The following is a 22,772-nucleotide window of genomic DNA, read 5'->3' on the forward strand; positions in this document are numbered from 1 at the left end:
AAGCTGATATTCAAACAAATGAACTTGCTCTTCAAAATTACTTCCTTAGCTTTCGTTGTTTCACAGACTTTCGGTCAAACTGCCAGTCTGAACATGCAGTCAAAAAAATGGATACTGCTGACGAACAGAATAGAAAAGAACGACATTCATTTAGCTACTTACAGCCCTTCAAAGCTGAAAGCTGACACTTTTGTGATGAGATTTGGTGCCGGAGGAAAAATTGAGTATGACTATGAAACCAATCCGAATGTATCATCGGGTGGAAGAACCGAGTTCTTAGATATTGATACAAAGGCTTCATCATGGGAGTATAACCCGACAGCCAATATACTAACCATGACCCTGAAAGGAGGCTATAAGAGCCTGGATGATTTTAATTTTAAGCGTGATTATACCATCGAACCAACAGCCGGAGGATATGTGCTGAAAAGAATAACGGAGCAAGTGGCTGAAGCTTTGAAAGTTCAGGCAACGCAGGCGGAAACTCCACAGGTTTTAGTAAAGGAAACAACTACAAAACCAGTAGAGATTATCAGACCTGTTTTAGTAACCACAGTAAAGGAAGAAGTAAAAGCAGTTGTAGCAGAGGTAAAAGAAATAAGCAAAGAGGAAATAGAAGCAGCAAAATTTGCTGAAACTATTGCCAAGAGTAAAATTTTATTGTCGGATACCAGACGCTGGATTTTGCTGACTAATAAAATTATGAAGAATACCATTAAGTTTACTTCATTTGATAAATCTAAGTTCAGAATCAATACCCTGATATTGACTTTTGCCAACAATGGGAAATTAGAGTACGATTATCAGATGGATCCGACATTAGAGTTCTGTGCAGGTATTGATTTTTTAGATATTGACACCGACGAATCGGCTTGGTCTTTTGATGAAACTAATAATATATTGACGCTTACTATTAAAGGCGGGTATGCGAGTTTAGATGATTTTAAGTTTAAAAGAGATTATAAAGTTGAACAAACCGACGATGAGTATGTACTACATAAAGTAAAAGAACATTATTTTATCGACCTGAAAAAACAAAACCAGAAAAAGAAAGCAGAGTAGGGATTTTATTAGATATGTAATTTAGTGATATAGTGAATGAGTGATTTTTACATATTTGATACAATAATTAATTCAAATTAACGGAGCGATTTTGGAGCAAATAATGGATGGTTACTATCTCTTATTCACACAATCACTCATTCATTCACTCAATCATTAATTTCTTCCAACACATGCGTTTATTAAGTTCACTGATATGGCTATGTTTTGCTTTGGGTGCATGGGCACAGCAACCTACAACTATTGCTCCGGCACAAGGAAAATATAATCCTGAGCGTACAAAAAAGAACGACCTCATTCATACCAAATTAGAATTAAGACCCAACTGGGCCAAACAGGAAATGTATGGCGTAGCCACTATTACTTTCAGACCTCATTTTTATCCGCAAAGTACATTAGAATTAGATGCCAAAGGATTTGATGTGCAAATGGTGAGAATGAAAGGGCAGGATTTGAAATTTGACTATGACAAACGGCTGTTAAAAATTGATTTAGGCAAAACCCTTACCCGAAAAGATTCTGCGCAGGTACAAATTGTATATATTGCCAAACCCAATGAAATACCGTTGGGTGGCAGTGAAGCCATTACAGCCGATAAGGGTTTGTATTTCATTAATGCTGATGGTGCAGACCCTGAGAAGCCCCGACAAATATGGACACAAGGCGAGACAGAAGGCAATTCCTGCTGGTTCCCGACCATAGATACGCCTAATCAGAAAACTACACTTGAAATTTATATCACCTTAGATAAGCCTTCAACCGATGCAAAGTACCTGACTTTATCTAACGGCAAACTCATTTCTTCAAAAGTTAATAGCGATGGTACTCGGACAGATTACTGGCGGCAAAACAAACCTGCGGCACCTTATCTGACTATGATAGCGGTTGGGGATTTCAGAAAAGTAGTTGACCCCAACTATAAAAACTTTGAAGTAAGCTATTATGTAGAGCCTAAGTTTGAGAGGTACGCCATGAATATATTTGGCCGTACGCCTGAAATGATAAGCTTTTTTGAGAATCTGTTAGGGGTAAAATATCAATGGGATAAATATGCACAGATAGCTGTAAGAGAATATGTATCGGGTGCGATGGAGAACACCACTGCCACTGTACATGGCGATTTTGTTCAGAAAGATAACCACCAGTTGGCCGATGATAACGACGATGGTGTAATAGCTCATGAACTTTTTCATCATTGGTTTGGCGATTTGGTTACGGCAGAATCATGGTCAAATCTGCCTTTAAATGAGTCCTTTGCCAATTATTCAGAATACCTCTGGACTGCACATAAATACGGGCAGGACGAAGCCGATTTGGTTGCCTATATTGCTTTCAATCAGTACTTCAACGAAGCACTTGAAAAGCAGGAACCTCTGATTCGTTATCGTTACCACGATAGAGAAGATATGTTTGATTCTCATTCGTATGCCAAAGGTGGCCGAATCTTACATTTATTAAGAAAACAGGTAGGCGATGAGGCTTTTTTTGCCGCCTTAAAATTATACCTGACTCAGAACGCTTTTAAAACCGGAGAAATTGACCAGTTAAGATTGGCTTTTGAGTCAGTAACCGGAGAAGATTTACACTGGTTTTTTGACCAATGGTTTACAAAACCCGGCCATCCTGATTTACAGGTTACACAAGAGTATGCAGGAGGTAATTTGAAACTCACCATCAATCAGATTCAGGATACTACTTATTCAACCATTTACCGCTTACCTTTACAGGTAGAAATCTGGGCAAATAACCAGCGGACGCTAAAAGATATTGTAATAGACAAAACGACTAATACTTTTGAATGGAGTTTGCCGACTGCACCACAGATGGTATATATTGACCCTGAAAATATTCTGGTAGGGCGTGTGCTTTTTCAGAAATCCAAAGAAGATTATATCTATCAGTATTATCATGCAGAGCGTGTTCCGGCACGTCTGAATGCGCTTGAGATTCTTACCTATGTGCCTGATGGAGATAGTACAGTAGTAAATCCTGCTTTTGATAAAGACATCCGCAAAGTGCTGATTGATGCTACTAAAGATAAATTCTGGCGTGTCAGACAACTGGCAGTTCAGAAACTCTATGATTATGACGGAGATGATTTTCTGGAAGTAGAAAAAGCACTACAAAGCCGTGTGCAGAGTGATGAACGCTCGTATGTACGAGCCGATGCGATTATAGCCATGAAAAGTTTTCAGAATTCGCAGAATGATAAACTATTCCGGATTGCACTCAATGATACTTCTTATACAGTTCAGGCGGCGGCACTTGAAGCTATTTTGTCCGGGCGTCCGTCTGATGCAGCAGAATTAGCTAAAAAATACGAATCTTCATACAATACCGCTATTTTTTCGGCAGTTGCCAACTATTATTCTGATGAGGCTGCTCCTGAAAGATTTGACTGGTTTATCCAACATCTCAACAAAATGAGTGGGGGCGATTTATATCAGGTATTAGGTATTTTTGGTACTTATCTGGTAAAGTCTTCGCCTGAGATTCAACAGAAGAGTTTACCTTTATTAAAGAAAATAGTTACCAAAGATTCTCAATGGTATGTAAGATTTGCAGGCTTTCAAACCCTTGCGCTTCTCAATGATTTGAGTGAGGCAAAAGCGATTTTGAAAGAAGTAATTGCCACAGAAAAAGACCAGCGTTTGCAGAAAATCTATCAACAATATAAAGGGTTCTAACTTTGGTTAGGCTTTTGAAATTCCAATTACACAGCTCCTGACATGAACAGAAATCTGAAAGATGGCCTGAATTTTTTCTCTAAGGTAACGCCTGCCCGTGCATGGAATGCCATAAAGAATGTTTCAAGCTATGTAGAGTCGAAAATGACCGGAAGACCTGTTCACAGAGGCTTACCCATAGCTGTTTCTATTGAGCCAACTACTTCGTGCAATCTGCGTTGCCCTGAGTGCCCCAGCGGCCTGAGAAGTTTTACCCGCCCGACCGGAATGTTGGAAGAACAACTCTTCAAACAAACAATTGACGAACTTTCTGCTACCTTATTATATCTTACCTTTTATTTTCAGGGCGAGCCTTATCTGCATCCTAAATTTCTTGAATTAGTAAAGTATGCCTCACAAAAAGGCATTTATACGGCTACCTCTACCAATGCCCACTACCTGAGTGATGTAAATGCCAGAAGAACGGTAGAATCAGGCTTGGATAGAATGATTATTTCGATTGATGGCACAACGCAGGAAGTATATGAGCAATACAGGGTAGGAGGGAATCTGTCGAAAGTGATAGAGGGTGCCAAAAATATCATTAAGTGGAAGAAAGCACTCAAATCTGCTACTCCTCATGTTATTTTCCAGTTTCTGGTAGTTAAGCCAAACGAGCATCAGATGGAGGAGGCAAAAAAACTTACCGAAGAGATTGGAGTTGATGAAATTGCTTTTAAAACTGCACAGATTTACGACTACGAAAATGGCTCTGACCTTATTCCGACCATAGATAAATATGCCCGTTATGCCCGGCAAGCTGATGGTACTTACAAAATCAAAAACAAACTGCTTGACCATTGCTGGAAAATGTGGCACTCCTGCGTAATAACCTGGGACGGATTGGTGGTTCCGTGTTGCTTCGATAAAGACGGCGAATACCGTTTGGGAGACCTCAAAAAAGGTAGCTTTCAATCATTATGGCATAGCCAACCCTATCATGATTTCCGCCAATCGTTGGTGCGTTCCCGTGGTGAAATTGAAATGTGCAAAAATTGCACTGAGGGAACCAAGGTCTGGGGTTGATATTTCAATATTCATTTTATAGATTTGCCGATAACTTTATTTTTTAACCAACCGAACCTCTATGAATACTACTGTCAGAGTGAAGCTGATGACCATGATGTTCCTCCAATTTTTCTGCTGGGGGGCGTGGTATGGCCAAATGAGTAAATACATGTTTGATTCCCTGAAAGCCAGTGGCGACCAGGTAGGAAATGCCTACACAGCTTTCTCAATTGCCATGCTTATCTCTCCTTTTTTTGTCGGTATGATAGCCGACCGTTTCTTTTCTGCGCAGAAAGTTTTAAGTGTTTTAAATATTTTAGGTGCCATTATTTTATTTTTCCTGACCCGGATAACCGACCCAAGTCAGTTTTTCTGGTATATTCTGGCCTATTGTATCACTTTTGCACCAACCATTTCTCTGACTACCTCTATCTCTATGCGACACATTGCCACGCCTGAGAAAGATTTTCCGGGTATTCGTGTAATGGGAACCATTTCGTGGATTGTTGTAACCAATATTATCGGTTTTATGAATGTGGGTGGCGATGTAACTATTTTTACCATTGCTATGGGTGCTGCTGTTGCACAAGGGCTTTTCAGTTGGTTTTTACCGGATACCCCTCCGAAAACTTCAACCGAGAAAGCATCATTCGCTCAGATTCTTGGTGCAGATGCGTTTACACTTTTCAAAGACAGGTCATTTGCTATTTTCTTTATATCATCAGTACTTATCTGTATTCCGTTGTCATTTTATTATGCAATGGCAAACCCTTCATTATCCGATTCAGGTATGACCAATGTCGAAAATAAAATGTCGTTGGGGCAGGCTTCTGAGGTGATTTTTATGTTGTTGATTCCATTTGCATTCCAGAAATTCGGTGTTAAATGGATGTTAGCCATTGGGTTAATTGCCTGGATTATTCGTTTTGCGTGTTTCGGCTATGGTGATGCTGCCTCAAGTGAATGGATGCTGTATCTGGCCATTATACTGCATGGCGTATGTTTTGATTTCTTCTTTGTAACCGGACAGATTTATACTGATAATAAAGCCGGAGTAAAAATAAAAGCACAGGCGCAGGGGCTAATTACCTTGGCCACCTATGGCATAGGAATGGGTATTGGTTCTAAACTGGCAGGTATTGTAACAGATATGTACACCGTTAACGGGGTGAAGAACTGGACTTCCATTTGGCTTGTTCCTGCAGGCATTGCTGCGGTAGTATTAGTATTCTTTGTACTGATTTTTAAAGATAATACCAGACAAGCCAAGGCTTAGTTATTAAAATTCTCTGATTTCCTTATGGGCTTCAAAGCCCATAAGGAAATTATTTTTTCGCCTGTATGAAATATATTTTTGTCCTGTTTATTGTATTGACCATCTGCTCTTCGTGTGCTTCGCTTAATTCATTGAATGACATGAATTGTAAACTGTCAGAAGACAAGAGAAAGAATATTATCGGTAAATGGAAAGTGATAACTAATGATAAGAAGTTTATCTGGCGATTTTATTCGGATAACAGCACAGCTACTTTAGAGAATGAGTATCTGACACAGATTTTTGACAGGCCGATATATCTTAATCAATGGCAGAATGACAAAATTGATACCCTAAAAGTATTCTTTAATGGCGGTCGACTTCAATACTATATTCTGTCAAATCAATGCCGAGAGATAGTGTTGGTAAATACCAGGTCCAGAGATACACTCACCCTAAAACGCAAACAATATTTCTACAAGTGAGCAGTTATTCTTTAAATTTCAGTGCTTCCACTACCCTCATTTTAGAAACAATCAGAGTAGGAATAGTGATAACTGCCAGTATCAGCATAATAGTAGCCGCATTGAGCAGAAGGATGGTCAGCCAGTCCCAGGCAATGGGTACATAACTGATGTAGTAATTTTCAGGGTCAAGCGGAATCAACTGGAAGTAATACTGAATCAAGCCTAAACCTATTCCAATCAGATTACCATAGAATATTCCTTTCAGAATAATAGTCAGTCCATTCAGGACAAATATTTTACGAATTTGGGTATTGTCAGAGCCAAGGGCTTTCAGCATACCAATCATAGGTGTGCGCTCCATCATCATCACCAGCAGCACAGAAATCATATTGAAACAAGCTACTACTAAAATCAGTGCCAATACAATCAGAATATTCTTATCCAATAAACTTAACCAGTCAAAAATGGCCGGAAACATATCGGTTATCCGGGTGGCTTTCATATCCTGGTCAATTTCATTAGTTACCAATCGGGTAGTTGCGTCCAGGTCGTCAAAGTTTTTCAGAAAAATCTCGTAGTGTCCACAGGTATTGCTATCCCATTCATTCATTTTCTGTACCAGGGTTAAATCGCCGATAATGTAGTTTTTATCAAATTCCTCCAATCCGGTTTCGTAAATGCCTACTACTTTTACTTTTCTTACTCTTGGCGGAGTCTGAATAAAATAAATCAGTACTTCATCTGCTAATTTTATTTTTAACCGGGTAGCAATTCTTTTACTGATAACAACTTCGTTAGAGAAAGTGGTGTCATTAAAATTTATTTTTCTACCCTCAATCATATTCATAGAGAAGGTTGGCCAATCATAGTCTCTTCCCACGCCTTTTATAATAATTCCCGCTAACTCTTCACTCGATTTTAACATTCCTGCTTTATTTCCTACTGCCTGAACATGACGTATTTGTGGAATCTGACGATAATTATTATAAAAATTTGTTTTTATTGGCATTGGTGTTTCTTCATACGACTGATTCAGTGTAATTTTGCTGACCTGTATATGAGAGCTAAGGCTGAATAGTTTATCTTTGATGCCTTGTTTATAGCCAACTAATATGGCAAAAGAGATAATCATTACCGCCAGACCAATAGCTATACTCGCAACTCCGATTTTCACAACAGTAGAAGTAAAAGACGCAGATTTTGTTTTTTGAATACGTTGAGAGATAAATCGGGATAAATCCATGGGTTTTATTAAGCAAGAATGATTATCATAGAAATCATGAAAGATTTTACAAAACTATCATTTTTGTACGAATACTCTTACAGTTCTTTAGATTTAAAGCATATCCATTGTGAAAGGTTACAGATGTGACCTAAAAGACGTCGTTCATGTATCATACAATTAAAGTATTCATATTTAAAATATTTCTTATAGGTTTATTTACTTTAGGAACCATTGAAATCTTCTATCAATTTAACCCTTATACCGAAAGAAATTTAGAAATATCTTATACTGCCAGTATTATCGAAAAATATAAAAGGCTTCAATCATTGCGCTCACCCAAAATTGTGCTGATTGCCGGCTCAAACTTCGCCTATGGTATCAATAGTGAAATGATAGAAAAAAGTTTTCAGAAACCCGTGGTAAATATGGCTATGCACTACGACTATGGGACTGATTTTATGTTAAAACAGATTCAGAACGAACTGAAAGCAGGCGATATCGTGATTATGGGCTTTGAGTATATTATAGAAGCTGAGGGGAATATGGGTGAAAAAATACAGATGGCAAAGCTATTTCCGAAGGCTAACGAATGGTTTGATTATAAAGATATAGTGCAGTATATCAGAGAAAATGCTATTGTGAGAATTTCAAGCCTGAGATTAACACTCGAAAGATTAAGCAGCAGAGAAGAAGCACACCCAACCGTAGATGATACAACAAGCATTTTTTTCAGGAATGCGATTAATGAATATGGAGATTTAGTCAGTCATCTGAATAATCCCCCATTGAAAACCATTCCGCCTGCCGTGATTAACGATAAGGTAAGTATGCACCTCGCCATTGCCGATATGAATGCTTTTTATGAGAAGATGCAAAAAAGAGGGGTAAAAGTTTATTATTCCTATCCATCTTATGCACAGTCAAGCTATGAACACGACAAGGTGATTATTAATAAATTGAATACAGAATTGAAGAAAGAAGCACGATTCCCGATTTTAGGAGAATTGCAGGAGTTCGTTTTTGCTGATAGTTTGTGTCAGGATATGGTATATCACCTCAATGCCAAAGGACGTGACATACGCACACAAAAACTGATTGACTTATTAAAAAATGCGCATTAAGCTAATTGAATGACAGGTATAAAGAAATTTTTTTATAAAGTACTTTTATTCGGAGCAATCATCATTGTTTCGGTCTGGTTGTTAAATATAGTTTTCATTGCCCAGACTTCGCCCTATGAATATCTGGGAGGCATGCTGAATGATAAACACAAAATGGTAAGCCAGATTCAATCACCGAAAGTTTTATGGGTCGGAGGGTCAAGCGGGTCATTCGGAATCAATAGCGATACCTTGCAGAAACATTTGGGAATGCCTGTTTTTAATCTATCGTTCATTGCACCTTTAGGTACTTATTTCCTGCTGAATGATGCCCTGAAAGAAGTGAAAAAAGGGGATAAAGTATTTGTGAGTACCGAATATGATATTGAAAAATACAGCACACCACCTGTGATTTATTCAGCCATAGACTATTATCCAGCAGGAGCCATCTATGTAGCCAGAGATACAACAACCGTAGATTATATCGGACATCGAGTAAAGCATAAATTAGCTAATATCAAGAAATTATTCTGGAATGTTTTTACTAAGAATGAGGCGGCTGTGGCCGCAGTTGAGGATAAAACTTCAGTTTATTTTAGAAGTGCTTTTTCGGCTAAAGGAGACATTATCAGTCATGTAAACAATACTCCCAAGCAGGTAGATTTTTTTCTGTTTCCGAAAGCACCTATTGATTATCAGGAGCAAATTGATGACCTGAACCATTTTGTGGCCGAAGTGAGAAAGAAAGGCGGGGAGGTTTATTACGTTTTTCCACCTTTGGCAGAGTCAACCTATCAATATGGGAAAGTAGCAGTTGAATCGGTAGAAAAACAATTAAAAGCGAATTTAAAGTGCGATATATTGGGTAGTGCTAAAGATTTTGTGAGAAAAGACTCCTCATTTTTTGATTCGTTTTATCATTTAAAACCATTTGCAAGAGACCTGAACACGCAGAAAATAATAGAATTGTATAAAGAGAAACAAAAGTAACCATGTTTGCTTATAGTTGTTGGTTACCCAAAGCAAGATTATTCACATTTATTTGATATGATATTTAATTCGATAGAGTTTGCCATTTTTTTTCCGATAGTAACCCTTGTTTACTTCCTCTTAGGGCATAAGCATCGCTGGTGGTGGTTGTTGGCAACAAGTTGCTATTTTTATATGTTTTTCAAGCCTGAGTATATTCTGATACTGGGCTTTACCATTGTAATAGATTATTTTGCAGGAATACTCATTGAACAGTCTGAAGGTGCCAGACGAAAGTGGTATCTCGTAATGAGTCTGATTGCTAATTTGGGCGTACTGGCGGTTTTTAAATATTATAATTTCTTTACGTTAGTAGTAGGAGAGGCCGGACTGGCAAGCCTGCCTATGCTTAAAATTTTATTACCTATTGGTTTATCTTTTCATACGTTTCAGGCCATGAGTTATACCATTGAGGTATATCGGGGCAATCAGAAAGCAGAAAGACATTTTGGTATTTATTCGCTATATGTAATGTTTTATCCACAATTGGTGGCAGGGCCTATAGAAAGACCGCAGAATGTATTGCACCAGTTTTATGAAAAGCATACGTTTGATTATGACCGGGTAACCAGTGGCTTGAAACTAATGGCATGGGGGTTATTCAAAAAGGTGGTAATAGCAGACCGTCTGGCGCTATTTGTAGATAAAGTGTATGAACATCCATTAGATTATCAGGGTATTCCTATCATAGTGGCAACTATCTTTTTCTCTTTTCAGATTTATTGCGACTTTTCTGGCTATTCAGATATTGCCATAGGTTCGGCACAGGTAATGGGCTTTAAACTGATGAAGAACTTCGACAGACCTTATTTTTCAAAAAGTATTTCAGAATTCTGGCGACGCTGGCATATTTCCCTTTCAACCTGGTTCCGTGATTATCTGTACATTCCGCTGGGCGGCAACAGGGTAAGTACTTATCGGCGTTATTTCAACCTGTTTTTTGTTTTTACCATGAGCGGTTTGTGGCATGGCGCTAACTGGAACTACATTATCTGGGGTGCTTTGCATGGTATTTATCTGGTAGCTGCCATTATTCTGGCAAAACCACGTAATTTCATTAACAAAATCACGGGTATTACCAAAGTTCCTTTCCTTTTTAAAATCGTTCAGGTTTCAATTACTTTTATACTGGTAGCTTTTGCCTGGATATTTTTCAGAGGCAGTTACCTCGAACTGGGCTGGACATGGCATCTCGTTACTCATCTTTTCACAGGGTTACCTTCAATTTCTGAATTTCTGCATGTAGAGTATATCTCGCAAAATGTTTTTCTTGACAAAGGTGCCAAAGAGTTTTTCACGGCCATTGCGTTAATTCTATTCATGGAGGTTATACATTATATGCAGCGTGATAAAAGTATGCGTGATATAATTGCTGCCAAACCCACTTGGGTACGATGGGGGATTTATTACCTCTTTGTTATGCTGTTTTTCATTTTTGGCATCTTCGATTCACCTGCCCAGTTTATTTATTTTCAGTTTTGATGAGTGTCTTGAACTTTGATTAAACTGATTTAATGATTTCGCTGAAAGAACGATTTATTGAATGCAAAAGACGTTGAGAACCCTCCTTTTGTATTTAATAAATCGTTCTTTAAGTTAAAAAAATCAATTTAATCATCAAATCAGCTAAAACGGTACGCCGTCGCGGCACAGTTCAGACAATAAAATATTTTTATAAATCTACTTGTTTGGTAGAGTATATATACTTTACTTTGTGACAGAAACAAAAACAAACGATTTATACGCTTTAGTTTTTGTTCTATTTATGGTCGTGTGTCTTAGTTGGAAGACAAAGAGTCTCATAAACTCTTTTAAGTGGTTCGACACCACTCACGACAACTATCATTTTTTGAACCATACAGAACAACTTGAATTATTAATCCTCACTGATTATGGTAATCAATTATTTAGCATTAGCTGTTCCGTTTTTTTTGTTTTTCATCTGGCTTGAATACTATATAGCCCAAAAGCAGGGGAAATCTTATTTTAAGTTTAACAGCTCTATTGCCAATATTAACGTGGGCATAGCAGAGCGTTTAATTGATTTGTTTACAGCAGGCGGGTTCTATTTCTTTTATGATTATCTGCATACACATTTTGCCATTTTTGATATTCAGCCCAGCATATTATTGTGGATAGCCTTACTGTTAGCTACCGATTTTCTGTGGTACTGGTATCATCGCTTCGGGCATGAGGTAAATCTTTTCTGGGGGTTTCATGTAGTGCATCACCAGAGCGAAGAGTTTAATTATACAGCCGCTACCCGAATTACCATCTTTCAGTCGGTGGTTCGTACGGCATTCTGGTCAGTTTTGCCTATCATAGGTTTCCCTGCTGAAATGATTACCACTATTTTACTGGTGCATGGCATTTATCCATTCTTTACGCATACACGTCTAATCGGGAAGTTGGGAATCTTAGAGTATATCATGGTTACTCCCTCGCACCATCGGGTACATCATGCCAGTAATGAGGAGTATCTTGATAAGAATTTTGGTGATATGTTTATTATATGGGATAAGCTGTTTGGCACTTTTGCCGAAGAAAAAGAAGAACCTACTTATGGACTTACCAAGCAATTAGGAAGTTACAGTTTTTTATGGCAGCATTTTCATTTTCTGGTCGAAATAGGATATGCTGCCAAAACAGAGAAAGGATTATTGAATAAACTAAAGGTAATATTTGGCCGACCGTCTTCATTTAGCCCGGATATGCGCCATAAGGCCGAGAAAAAGTTTTTGGCTGTCAGAAAAGTAAAAGTGCACACTACTAAATTCCGTACTTATGTTGTTGCCCAGATAGCCTTTATTATCATAGCCTTATTTCTGTTATTACTATTTGAGCATTATATCCCGCTGTTTCTTCAGGTAATGGTTGCCTTGTTTATACTAATAACGCTTATCAACTGCGGAGCAATTATGGAACAAAGAAGGTGGGTGTTTTATTTAGAATTTGTGAGGGCAAGTCTGGTAACTATTACTACTTATTACTATTTCCCAAGTCCGACTTTAACAGGCATGTTAATCCTGTTACTGATTACAGGTATAGCTTATTTTTCGAGCTTACAAAAGCAATATTTAAGGCTGATATACGGCAAAAGAAAATTTTTTGAATAGCAAATGTTTTATTCATCGTAATAGGTTATGGTTGTCAATTAGCTTGGTTAGTCTCTAACCAAGCACAATTTTCTGACCGATAGATAACATACGTAGCAAAATTAGTTGTTACCATTCTTTTATCATTAAATTTAGGTTTTAAATAAATATTCACAAAACCATTTTAAAATTATGCAATTTGAAACCCTTCAATTACACGCAGGTCAGGTTGTTGACCCTGTTACCAATGCCAGAGCAGTACCTATTTATCAGACAACTTCCTATACTTTCAATAATGCCGAGCACGGAGCCAATTTATTTGCGCTGAAAGAGTTCGGGAATATCTATACCAGAATCATGAACCCTACCAATGATGTGTTTGAGAAACGCATTGCCGCTTTAGAGGGTGGGGTAGCGGCGCTGGCTGTCGGTTCAGGTCATGCTGCCCAGTTTGTAGCTATTAATAATATTACAACCGTTGGAGACAACTTTGTAACTACCTCGTTTTTGTACGGAGGATCCTATAACCAATTTAAAAACTCATTCAAGAATATTGGTGTTGAAGCCCGCTTTGCTGATGGCGACAAGGTGGAGAGTTTTGAAAAGTTAATTGACGAAAAAACCAAATTCCTGTATCTGGAAACCATCGGAAATCCGGGCTTTAATGTACCTGATTTTGAAGCATTTGCTAAATTGGCCCAAAAATATGACCTGCCATTAATTGTGGACAATACTTTTGGCGCAGCCGGAGCCATTGCCCAGCCTATTAAGTACGGAGCCAATGTAATTGTAGAGTCGGCTACAAAATGGATTGGCGGACATGGTACAACTATGGGTGGGGTAATTGTAGATGCCGGAAATTATAACTGGGGTAATGGCAAATTCCCACAGTTTACCGAACCGTCTCCGAGTTATCATGGCTTAGTGTTGAACGATGTATTCGGTATCGGTGGGCCATTCGGCAATATTCAGTTTATTATCAGAGCTCGTGTAGAAGGGCTAAGAGACTGGGGCCCTTCGCAATCTCCTTTTAACTCTTTCTTATTATTGCAAGGGTTGGAAACATTGACATTAAGGGTAGAAAGAATTGCCGAAAATGCCTTAAAATTAGCACAGTGGTTGCAGGCGCACGAGCAGGTAGAAAGTGTAAACTACTTAGGCTTACCCGAAAACCCCTATCATGAATTAGCCAAAAAATACCTGAATCGTGGCTTTGGTGGGGTGTTGTCTTTCAAACTCAAAGGAGATAAAGCAAAGGCTTCAAAGTTTGTTGATAGCCTGAAATTAATAAGCCATCTGGCAAATGTAGGAGATTCTAAAACGCTCATTATTCATCCGGCATCTACCACTCACTCACAATTATCGGAGGCCGAACAGACCACCGCAGGGGTTGAACCTACGCAGTTGCGTATTTCAGTTGGTATTGAGCATATTGATGATATCAAGGCTGATATTGAACAGGCTTTTGGAAGTCTGTAAATAAAGTATGATTCCACTCATGGTCGTAGCCATGAGTGGAGTTGAAAAGTTTGTTTAAATTAAACTGATTCAAAGCTATCCTTATGAAAAAAAACCATTATTTGATGAGAGTACTTGGGGTTGCTTCAACAATAAGTTTACTTCTATCTGGTTTTACAAAGACTTCAGATGATACGCCTTACCAGATTGAAATAAAGGCATGGCATAATCAAAGAGTGGAGAATCTGAAAAAAGAAAATGGTTGGCTGAATCTGGCAGGACTATTCTGGTTGGAAAAGGGGAAAAACGCTTTTGGTAATAGTAGTACCAATAAAATTATTTTCCCTATAGGAAAAAGTGATGATTTTTTAGGCAATCTGATTCTGGAAAAAGGTGAAGTGTTTATTGAAACTACGCCTGATAAAGCCATTTATGCGAATGATGAGCAGGTAACAAAACTGAAAATTTTCCCGTCTGAGAAGCCTGTTATCTTAAAGCATAAATCTCTGCGTTGGTTTGTAATCAAACGGGGAGATAAATACGGGATTCGCCTTCGTGACCTGGAAAGCCCTTTTCTGAAAGAATTTTCAGGTATTGAGACTTTTCCGGTTGATGAAAAATGGAAAGTAAAAGCAAAACTGGTCAAGGAAGCGAACAAGAAAATACCGATTCTGGATGTATTGGGGCATACCAACCTACAGGATTCGCCGGGTAAATTGGTTTTTACCATTGATGGTAAAGAGCATAGCCTTGATGCGCTGGAAGAGGGGGATAATCTGTTTATTATTTTTGCTGACAAAACCAACAAGAAAGAAACCTATGGTGCCGGACGCTTCGTCTATACACCCAAACCCGATGAAAATGGGGTGGTACTATTAGATTTTAATAAATCAATTAACCCACCTTGTGCTTTTACACCTTACGCCACCTGCCCTTTACCTCCGAAACAGAATACGCTCGAAATTGCTATAAACGCAGGAGAAAAGAATTATAGAAATCATTAAAATGTATTGGTTGCGCGTGAAGTAAATGGAAGCATATAAAACTAAACGCACAACGTAGTTTTTTTGTACTCTGATAGGCTTCGTTGTTTTAATAAACTAATGAGGCAATCTGGCTTGGCTTATCATTAGTCAAGTCAGATTTTTTGAGATGTTGATTAAAAGGTACTTATAAATAAGTAAATGGTACAATAAAATAATCTACTAAATTGGTAGATTTTATAGAATAATATGTTATATTTGCATTATTGATAACAAACATCAATAAACTAAACTTTACACTTCATTAACAAACACCATGATTTCGAAAAAAGCTAAATATGCCCTGAAAGCCCTGAAGGTTTTGGCAGAAAAGTATGGTGAAAAAGATTCACTGACCGTAACTGATATTGCCAATGAAGAAAATATTCCAAGAAAATTCCTGGAAACCATTCTGCTTGAATTAAGAAACAATGGTTTGCTGACAAGCCATAAGGGGAAAAACGGGGGATATTCACTAAGTGTTGAGCCGGGTAAAATTACCCTGGCTCGTATCTTACGCATTACCGATGGCCCTATTGCCCCAACTCTATGCGTTTCGATATACTATTATGATAAATGCGATGATTGTGGTGATGAAGAAACCTGTCCGATACGGCCAATCATGCTGAAAGTGCGTGACGCCAACCTGAAAGTATATGAAAATACTACTTTAACTGATTTTATAAACAAGCGGGAGTTGGTATTTGCTTGACCCAATTATTGTTAGACTTCCGTTCTATAAGAGAGTTTTAATTATTATTTACCATTCAAACTCCTTATTTTGCATCAAAAATATAAAGTATAATGCCTAAAACAGATTTTGATGCAATAATAGTAGGGTCAGGACCCAATGGCCTTTCAGCAGCTGTTGCTCTACAAAAATCAGGGCTTTCTATATTGTTAGTGGAAGCCAAAAGTACTATCGGTGGTGGCCTACGCTCTGCTGAACTTACCTTATCCGGTTATGTGCACGACATCTGTTCTGCGATACATCCGCTGGCATTAGCTTCTCCTTTTTTCAGAACCCTCCCTTTAGATAAGTTCGGACTCGAATACATACAGCCACCTGTAGCCGCTGCTCATCCTTTTGACGACGGTACCACGGCTTTGCTTACACGGTCAATAGAAGAAACTGCCTCACAATTCGGGAAAGACAAGCAAACTTATCTAAATCTGTTAGGAGCCATTACCAGACAATTACCAGATTTAGCCAACGATATTCTGGCACCATTAAGATTCCCCCGGCATCCATTAGATTATGCTAGTTTTGGATTGAAAGCACTCTTGCCTGCCAGTTTTATAGCAAAACGCTTTACTACTGATGCCGCTAAAGGTTTATGGGGTGGTATGGCGGCGCATTCTATTCTGCCACTCAGCAATTTTACTACTTCGGCTATCGGGCTGGTATTGATGGCAGCGGGTCATGCCTTTGGCTGGCCTATACCTAAAGGTGGTTCGCAACAGATAGCCAACGCCCTGGCTGCTTATTTTCAATCAATAGGAGGGAAGATAGAAACCAACTTTTATGTAAAATCTTTGGAACAATTGCCTTCATCAAAGGCTATATTATTCGATATCACGCCTAAACAATTACTACACATAGCCGGACATACTTTTTCTTCTGTTTATAAAAGACAATTAGAAAAGTATAAATATGGAATGGGTGTTTTTAAAATAGACTGGGCACTTGATGCGCCTGTGCCTTTTCAAGCAAAACAAAATCTGTTGGCCGGAACGGTACATTTAGGTGGTACTTTTGAACAAATAGCCATTGAAGAACAAAAGATTTGGAAAGGGCAACATCCTGAAAAACCTTATGTATTGCTGGCTCAACAAAGCCTTTTTGACTCAACCCGTGCCCCTGATGGGAAACATACGCTGTGGGGATATTGCCATGTTCCTGCCTATTCTACTAAAGATATGACTAGTGCCATTGAGCAGCAAATAGAAAGATTTGCACCGGGATTCAAGGACAGGATATTAGCAAGGCATATAATGAATACTGCCCAGATGGAAGAGCATAACCCGAATTATATAGGGGGTGATATAAATGGCGGGGCTATAGATTTAACCCAGTTGTTTACCCGTCCTGCCTTGCGCTGGTCGCCTTACCGGACTTCTACCAAAGGCTTGTATATCTGTTCTGCCTCAACACCCCCCGGCGGAGGAGTACATGGCATGGGAGGTTATCATGCGGCACAAAGAGTCTTAAAAGATTTATTTTAAAGTCAATTTTAAAAAACAAATATTCATATTTTTGCCTTAGAGTATGTTTAAAAATTATGATTCGACCTACAAAGCCATCTTTTTCGGCTATACTTCGTTGTATTTTTTCGATGTAGCTGCTGGCTACATCTGTAAAATACGCCTTGTCTATCCAAAAAATCTGTGCTTTTCGGTCAGAATAACAAAATTTAAACATACTCTTATTCAATCTAATCACTTTAAATTATGTCAAGCCCTACAAAAAAAAGCTTCTTAACTGAAGACTGGACGGTCGTCATTTTAGGATTCTCCATTATTTTATTAGCTATAGCAGGCATTTTACTGCCTGTCCCCGCTTTCAGTTGGAACAATTCCGCCGAACTCTTCGAAAAGGTATTGTCTTTAGAAAATATTCAGAAAATACTTGTTCAGTTAGTAGCAGTATTGGTAGTAGCTGCGGCTGGGGCTTTACTTTTAGGTAATTCAGTTAAAGCCGTTTTTACGGGGCTTCCTGTTGTCTATTTTTTAACTATCCTTGCCTTAATCATTACGGGTAATAGCGCCGTAAAGAACCTGAATCTTGAAGCCGTAATTTTCAGCCTGATTATTGGTTTAATTATTGGCAATACAATCACACTCCCCACATGGCTTAAAGCGGCACTTTCCACCGAATTATTTGTAAAAATAGGGTTAGTGCTTTTAGGTACTACGGTTATTTTTTCTGATATTCTTAAATCAGGTTCATTAGGATTGATTCAGGCACTGGTGGTAGTTATATCTGTATGGTATTTTGCTTTCTGGATTTCAAAGAAAATGGGTGTTGACGAAGAAATGGGTATCATGCTTTCGAGTGCGGTTTCCATTTGTGGCGTGTCGGCGGCTATTGCAACTTCAGGTGCTATCAAAGGTGATTCTAAAAAGCTATCTTATGTTATCTCACTGGTTCTGGTAACTGCCATACCGATGATGATATTTATGCCTTATGCCGCTAAGGCAATGGGTTTGTCAGAAGAAGTAACAGGTGCATGGCTCGGTGGTACCATAGATACCACAGGTGCCGTAGCCGCAGCAGGTACATTGGTAGGGGACGTAGCACTTAAGACCAGTACCATTGTCAAGTTTTCACAGAATGTATTGCTGGGTGTAGCCGCTTTTGCCATTTCAATCTATTGGACTTATACCAACAATCCTTTAGCTAAAGATAAAGACACCAAACCATCCTTAGGCGTAATCTGGGAGCGGTTCCCGAAATTTGTTTTGGGTTTTCTGGCGGCGTCTCTTCTGTTTTCATTTGTTATATCTCCCGATACAGTCAGTGCCGTAAAAGGTAGTCTGAAAAACTTTCAGGGTTTGTGGTTTGCGTTAGCCTTTACCAGCATAGGCTTAGAAACCAATTTTGCTGATTTATTCAACAAAGACAGTAAAAAACCTCTATATGTATTCCTGATTGCGCAGACTTTTAATATTATTATTACACTGGCAATTGCCTATTACTTATTCAGATAAGCTTTTAGATATAGCATAAGGTGGCATTTTGATTTTTTCAGAACGCCACCTTTTTTTGTTAATGAGTGAACTCACTGAATAGCGAGAGTGTTATGCAATAAATAATAAATCTATTAACTTTATAGATTAAATATTTTTATATATTTGCTTCATCTAAAACCAGAGAAAATTATGAGATTTTTTACAGCATTGATGGCTACAGGCTTCTCTATAGCCGGTTTGACAGCACATTCTCAAACCAATCCGAAAAATGGTAACTGGCGTGGTACTTTCAATTTAGCCAATGGTCAGGAATCTCCATTCAATTTTGAACTGCAGGGTAAAACAGCTTATCTGCTTAATGGCACTGAACGTTTTGAGTTAAGTGGTATCAGACAAACGAAAGATTCGCTATTTATTCCGGTGGATATTTATGATGCGGTTATAGCAGCAAAGATTGTCAGCCCGACAAGTCTCTCGGGAGTTTTCAAAAAATTCAATACAGCTAAACCCGATAAGGGAATTGAATTCAGTGCTGAATATGGCAAGAAGTATCGCTTCTTTGAAACACCAGGCGCAGCCGATGTAAGTCTGCATGGCAACTGGGATGTGGTCATTGGGGAGGGTACTAACAAGATTGTCGGGGTATTCTCCCAGTTCGGCAATAAATTAACAGGTACTTTTCTGACTACTACCGGAGATTATCGTTATTATGAAGGAACCGTGCAAGGCAATGATTTTTACTTGTCAGCTTTCAGCGGGTCAAGCCCTACGTTAATCAAAGGAAAAGTTACAGGTAACGATTTATCGGGAGAATATATCAATGTTCGAGGTGCCGTACCTATTAAAGGTGTTCGTAATGATGAAGCAACTTTACCCGATGCCTATACCTTGACAACTATTAAAGAAGGAACAACTTTTGATTTTACTTTCCCTGATGCTTTTACAGGAAAACCGGTGTCCTTAAAAGACCCCAAATATAAGGGCAAAGCTGTGATAGTAACTATTTTAGGAAGCTGGTGCCCTAACTGTCTGGATGAGGCAACTTTTCTCGCTCCCTGGTACAAAGCTAATCGTAAAAGAGGAGTAGAAATTATCGGATTGGCCTTTGAGCGTAAAAATGATCCAGAGTTTGCCAAAACCCGTCTTGAAGTATTGAAAAAACGCTTTGGTATTGAGTATGATATTTTGTTTGCAGGTTTGGCAGATAAAGAATTTGCTTCAAAAGCTTTACCAGCATTAAGTTCAGTTTTATCTTTCCCGACTACCATATTGATTGATAAAGAAGGAAAAGTCAGTAAAATTCACACCGGATATACAGGCCCGGCTACAGGCAAATATTATGAAGAATTTGTAAAAGAATTTAACCATGATATAGATGAAGTTTTAGGTACTGCTACTACTGTCAATAAGCCAAAACAAGCTGAGAGGTAAATTAAACTTTGAGCAGGTATGAGAACCATGCCTGCTCAAAGTAATCAGAAAAATACATAAATCACCATAATTTGAGGGAGGTTTTCTGAGTAGAAATGAATCTCAAAAATTAATCTACTAAAATAATAGACTATATAGATTAATTGCTTATATTTGCATCTGATATTGAATTCACGACAATAAAACCATTATTAATTTTAAAGATATGAGTAACTATAGCCAAAAATACGATACTGCTTTCTGGGATACGGAGATTCCTGTGAAAAAGAATAATGCTAAGTTGCTGCCTTTGCTAACCGGCTCAAAAGCACCTGATATTACTTTCAATAAAGATATGGGTATCTGGCAAAAGGTTTCTTATCGATTTAATTATACTTCTGCTACCATGAAATCAATCATTGATAATAAACCATTAGTGATTAGTTTTCTGTCGGGAGGTTGGAATAATTATGGTTTAAAGCATCTGAAACTGTTAAAGCAGGCATATCCTGAAATTGAAGCTTTAGGTGGTAATCTGCTGGTGATTGTTCATGCTTCTTATCCGGATGTAAGAGAGATGGTTCAATATTTTGAGATTCCGTTTAATGTAATAGCCGACCCAAAGAACGAAATTTCAGAGAAATTCGGCTTATTTTCAAAAGATGTACCTGTGTGGGATAAAGTATCCGGCATTTCAGAAGACGTGCCTGTTCCTGCTACTTATGTGTTGAATCAGTATGGACATGTCATATATCATACCATAGACGAAGACTTTCTGCATACGTTTTCAGCAACAAAAGTGCTTGGGGCAGTATTTGCTGCAGTCAACCGTGTTCCTTACACCGCTAATTATAATTATGCAGCTTAAAGAATTTAGTGATTTGGTGATTGAGCGAATGAGTGATTAATTATTCTGAATGGCTAAATAGAAATTTAATATGTTCTTTTCAATCACTCATTCACACAATCACCAAATCGTAGTATTGCAAAGTCGGAATAAAATTTGGTTTATAGTTAAGATACAATAAAATTAAGACACGGTTAAGTTGGTCATATTGACGCTAAATTGGTAAAATATATCTGGAGTGATGCTAATAGCCAACTTACCCACTTCATGCGATTATGGACAGTTCACTGGGACATAGATCTCTTCAAACGATGATGTTATAAGCATGAAATAAACTATTTTAAAACAATGACTATAAACAAACAGTACATAGGTATCGATGTGGGAAGCCATGAGTTAGTCATCGCTCAGGGCTTAAGTCAAGCTTCATCCAAATTCATCAAACTTCCTGTACAAACTATCGACAATACTATAGAAGCTATCAATCAGTGGATTGAGACACTTGGTGAAAATGTACATATTATTTTTGAACAAACTGGTACTTATAATCTTCCATTAAGCTATGCTTTAACGCTTCATGAGATTACTTTTAGTGTAATCACTCCAAGCCAAAGCAAAGGGTTTGTCAAAAGTATGAAAGTTACTCATCAGCATGATGGAGTGGATGCAGCCTTATTAAGCTTGTATGGAGCCAATTATCAACCTGCTCCCACCAGTATCGAAGATGAGCATTTGCATCATCTCAGACAAAAAAGGAAACATTTATCCACTTTAATGACTCAGAAACAAGCCTATGAGAATCAACTTCATGCCTTGTCTTTTGACCCAAGAGCTGACAAGTTAGTCATTGAAAGTTTAGAATTATTGCAAATGACCTTGCAAATACAAATCACTAAATTTAAAGAGGAACTCTTTACTTTAGATGATGACCAACATAAACACTTGTTTGGTTTAATCAAATCAGTAGTGGGTATCGGTGATGCCTCTGCCAATGCTTTGATTATCGCCAGTGATGGGTTTAAGAACTTTAGCAATGTCAAGCAAGTACTTAAGTTCTTAGGAATTGTTCCCATCGAAAAACACTCCTCCAAAAGTGTACACAAAAACTATGGGCTGGCTAAAACCGGACTGGGTTATGTCAGAGCGATTCTTTATATGGCTGCCCGAAGTGCTAAAAAATATAACCTGGCCTGTGTGGCTGTTTATCAAAGGCAAAGAGCCTTGGGTAAAGCTCACAAAGTCGCTATGATTGCCGTGATGAACAAATTAATCAGACAAGTTTTTGGGGTGGTTAAAAACCAAACCTTGTTCGTCAATGATTTTGAGTTTGCCAAATAATATTTCGACTTTTTATTGACTTTTAACACAGTTCATC

At 38.2% G+C, this 22,772-nt stretch carries 18 protein-coding genes; 17 read left to right on the plus strand and 1 reads right to left on the minus strand.

All coding sequences use genetic code 11. The annotated features are described in order from the left end of the window. Positions 1 to 18: 18 nt before the first annotated feature. From EWM59_RS21690 to EWM59_RS21710, 5 genes are all read left to right on the plus strand, one after another. On the plus strand, positions 19 to 1,062 hold the full coding sequence (locus EWM59_RS21690) for a hypothetical protein (RefSeq protein ID WP_130023350.1): 1,044 nt from the start codon (positions 19 to 21) through the stop codon (positions 1,060 to 1,062). Between the two features lie 173 nt (positions 1,063 to 1,235). Next, the gene (locus EWM59_RS21695; RefSeq protein ID WP_130023351.1) at positions 1,236 to 3,749 is read left to right on the plus strand and encodes a M1 family aminopeptidase; all 2,514 of its coding nucleotides are present in this window, start codon (positions 1,236 to 1,238) and stop codon (positions 3,747 to 3,749) included. Positions 3,750 to 3,791: 42 nt separating this feature from the next. Continuing rightward, positions 3,792 to 4,814 (plus strand): SPASM domain-containing protein, encoded by a 1,023-nt coding sequence (locus EWM59_RS21700; RefSeq protein ID WP_130023352.1) that lies wholly within the window; start codon positions 3,792 to 3,794, stop codon positions 4,812 to 4,814. 61 nt (positions 4,815 to 4,875) lie between these two features. Beyond that, entirely contained in the window at positions 4,876 to 6,072 is a 1,197-nt protein-coding gene (locus tag EWM59_RS21705; protein ID WP_130023353.1) for a nucleoside permease, read from the plus strand. Positions 6,073 to 6,137: 65 nt separating this feature from the next. Next, complete coding sequence (locus EWM59_RS21710; protein ID WP_130023354.1) at positions 6,138 to 6,536, plus strand: hypothetical protein; 399 nt, start codon at positions 6,138 to 6,140, stop codon at positions 6,534 to 6,536. A gap of 4 nt (positions 6,537 to 6,540) precedes the next feature. Here EWM59_RS21710 and EWM59_RS21715 read toward each other — a convergent pair whose 3' ends face one another. Continuing rightward, complete coding sequence (locus EWM59_RS21715; protein WP_130023355.1) at positions 6,541 to 7,761, minus strand: ABC transporter permease; 1,221 nt, start codon at positions 7,759 to 7,761, stop codon at positions 6,541 to 6,543. 146 nt (positions 7,762 to 7,907) lie between these two features. Between EWM59_RS21715 and EWM59_RS21720 the strand changes: the two genes are divergently transcribed. From EWM59_RS21720 to EWM59_RS21775, 12 genes are all read left to right on the plus strand, one after another. Beyond that, on the plus strand, positions 7,908 to 8,864 hold the full coding sequence (locus tag EWM59_RS21720; protein WP_130023356.1) for a hypothetical protein: 957 nt from the start codon (positions 7,908 to 7,910) through the stop codon (positions 8,862 to 8,864). 9 nt (positions 8,865 to 8,873) lie between these two features. Further along, a complete protein-coding gene (locus EWM59_RS21725) occupies positions 8,874 to 9,833 on the plus strand; it encodes a hypothetical protein (RefSeq protein ID WP_130023357.1) in 960 nt (319 codons plus the stop codon). Between the two features lie 57 nt (positions 9,834 to 9,890). After that, positions 9,891 to 11,354: an MBOAT family O-acyltransferase gene (locus EWM59_RS21730; RefSeq protein ID WP_130023358.1), complete on the plus strand. Its 1,464-nt coding sequence runs from the start codon at positions 9,891 to 9,893 to the stop codon at positions 11,352 to 11,354. A gap of 410 nt (positions 11,355 to 11,764) precedes the next feature. Then, positions 11,765 to 12,988, plus strand: coding sequence for a sterol desaturase family protein (locus EWM59_RS21735; RefSeq protein ID WP_130023359.1), 1,224 nt, complete (start codon positions 11,765 to 11,767; stop codon positions 12,986 to 12,988). Between the two features lie 171 nt (positions 12,989 to 13,159). Continuing rightward, positions 13,160 to 14,446, plus strand: coding sequence for an O-acetylhomoserine aminocarboxypropyltransferase/cysteine synthase family protein (locus EWM59_RS21740; RefSeq protein ID WP_130023360.1), 1,287 nt, complete (start codon positions 13,160 to 13,162; stop codon positions 14,444 to 14,446). Between the two features lie 83 nt (positions 14,447 to 14,529). After that, positions 14,530 to 15,429 (plus strand): DUF1684 domain-containing protein, encoded by a 900-nt coding sequence (locus tag EWM59_RS21745; protein ID WP_130023361.1) that lies wholly within the window; start codon positions 14,530 to 14,532, stop codon positions 15,427 to 15,429. Between the two features lie 295 nt (positions 15,430 to 15,724). Next, the gene (locus EWM59_RS21750; protein ID WP_130023362.1) at positions 15,725 to 16,159 is read left to right on the plus strand and encodes an RrF2 family transcriptional regulator; all 435 of its coding nucleotides are present in this window, start codon (positions 15,725 to 15,727) and stop codon (positions 16,157 to 16,159) included. Positions 16,160 to 16,251: 92 nt separating this feature from the next. Then, positions 16,252 to 17,673, plus strand: coding sequence for a phytoene desaturase family protein (locus EWM59_RS21755; protein ID WP_130023363.1), 1,422 nt, complete (start codon positions 16,252 to 16,254; stop codon positions 17,671 to 17,673). 225 nt (positions 17,674 to 17,898) lie between these two features. After that, positions 17,899 to 19,158, plus strand: a complete 1,260-nt coding sequence (locus EWM59_RS21760; RefSeq protein ID WP_130023364.1) for a YeiH family protein — start codon at positions 17,899 to 17,901, stop codon at positions 19,156 to 19,158. Between the two features lie 171 nt (positions 19,159 to 19,329). Further along, on the plus strand, positions 19,330 to 20,571 hold the full coding sequence (locus EWM59_RS21765) for a peroxiredoxin family protein (RefSeq protein ID WP_130023365.1): 1,242 nt from the start codon (positions 19,330 to 19,332) through the stop codon (positions 20,569 to 20,571). Positions 20,572 to 20,776: 205 nt separating this feature from the next. After that, positions 20,777 to 21,418, plus strand: a complete 642-nt coding sequence (locus EWM59_RS21770; protein ID WP_130023366.1) for a redoxin domain-containing protein — start codon at positions 20,777 to 20,779, stop codon at positions 21,416 to 21,418. 327 nt (positions 21,419 to 21,745) lie between these two features. Continuing rightward, entirely contained in the window at positions 21,746 to 22,735 is a 990-nt protein-coding gene (locus EWM59_RS21775) for a transposase (protein ID WP_130021068.1), read from the plus strand. The last annotated feature ends 37 nt before the right edge of the window (positions 22,736 to 22,772 follow it).

This window comes from Emticicia agri (assembly GCF_004168285.1).
Taxonomy (GTDB): Bacteria; Bacteroidota; Bacteroidia; order Cytophagales; family Spirosomataceae; genus Emticicia; species Emticicia agri.

Excerpts from the sequence above, each read along its gene's own strand:
- EWM59_RS21700 (WP_130023352.1), top strand. The coding sequence starts at position 3,792 with ATGAACAGAAATCTGAAAGATGGCCTGAATTTTTTCTCTAAGGTAACG.
- EWM59_RS21765 (WP_130023365.1), top strand. The coding sequence starts at position 19,330 with ATGAGATTTTTTACAGCATTGATGGCTACAGGCTTCTCTATAGCCGGT.
- EWM59_RS21770 (WP_130023366.1), top strand. The coding sequence starts at position 20,777 with ATGAGTAACTATAGCCAAAAATACGATACTGCTTTCTGGGATACGGAG.
- EWM59_RS21750 (WP_130023362.1), top strand. The coding sequence starts at position 15,725 with ATGATTTCGAAAAAAGCTAAATATGCCCTGAAAGCCCTGAAGGTTTTG.
- EWM59_RS21690 (WP_130023350.1), top strand. The coding sequence starts at position 19 with ATGAACTTGCTCTTCAAAATTACTTCCTTAGCTTTCGTTGTTTCACAG.
- EWM59_RS21710 (WP_130023354.1), top strand. The coding sequence starts at position 6,138 with ATGAAATATATTTTTGTCCTGTTTATTGTATTGACCATCTGCTCTTCG.
- EWM59_RS21745 (WP_130023361.1), top strand. The coding sequence starts at position 14,530 with ATGAAAAAAAACCATTATTTGATGAGAGTACTTGGGGTTGCTTCAACA.
- EWM59_RS21755 (WP_130023363.1), top strand. The coding sequence starts at position 16,252 with ATGCCTAAAACAGATTTTGATGCAATAATAGTAGGGTCAGGACCCAAT.
- EWM59_RS21725 (WP_130023357.1), top strand. The coding sequence starts at position 8,874 with ATGACAGGTATAAAGAAATTTTTTTATAAAGTACTTTTATTCGGAGCA.
- EWM59_RS21695 (WP_130023351.1), top strand. The coding sequence starts at position 1,236 with ATGCGTTTATTAAGTTCACTGATATGGCTATGTTTTGCTTTGGGTGCA.
- EWM59_RS21760 (WP_130023364.1), top strand. The coding sequence starts at position 17,899 with ATGTCAAGCCCTACAAAAAAAAGCTTCTTAACTGAAGACTGGACGGTC.
- EWM59_RS21730 (WP_130023358.1), top strand. The coding sequence starts at position 9,891 with ATGATATTTAATTCGATAGAGTTTGCCATTTTTTTTCCGATAGTAACC.
- EWM59_RS21715 (WP_130023355.1), bottom strand. The coding sequence starts at position 7,761 with ATGGATTTATCCCGATTTATCTCTCAACGTATTCAAAAAACAAAATCT.
- EWM59_RS21705 (WP_130023353.1), top strand. The coding sequence starts at position 4,876 with ATGAATACTACTGTCAGAGTGAAGCTGATGACCATGATGTTCCTCCAA.
- EWM59_RS21740 (WP_130023360.1), top strand. The coding sequence starts at position 13,160 with ATGCAATTTGAAACCCTTCAATTACACGCAGGTCAGGTTGTTGACCCT.
- EWM59_RS21735 (WP_130023359.1), top strand. The coding sequence starts at position 11,765 with ATGGTAATCAATTATTTAGCATTAGCTGTTCCGTTTTTTTTGTTTTTC.
- EWM59_RS21720 (WP_130023356.1), top strand. The coding sequence starts at position 7,908 with ATGTATCATACAATTAAAGTATTCATATTTAAAATATTTCTTATAGGT.
- EWM59_RS21775 (WP_130021068.1), top strand. The coding sequence starts at position 21,746 with ATGACTATAAACAAACAGTACATAGGTATCGATGTGGGAAGCCATGAG.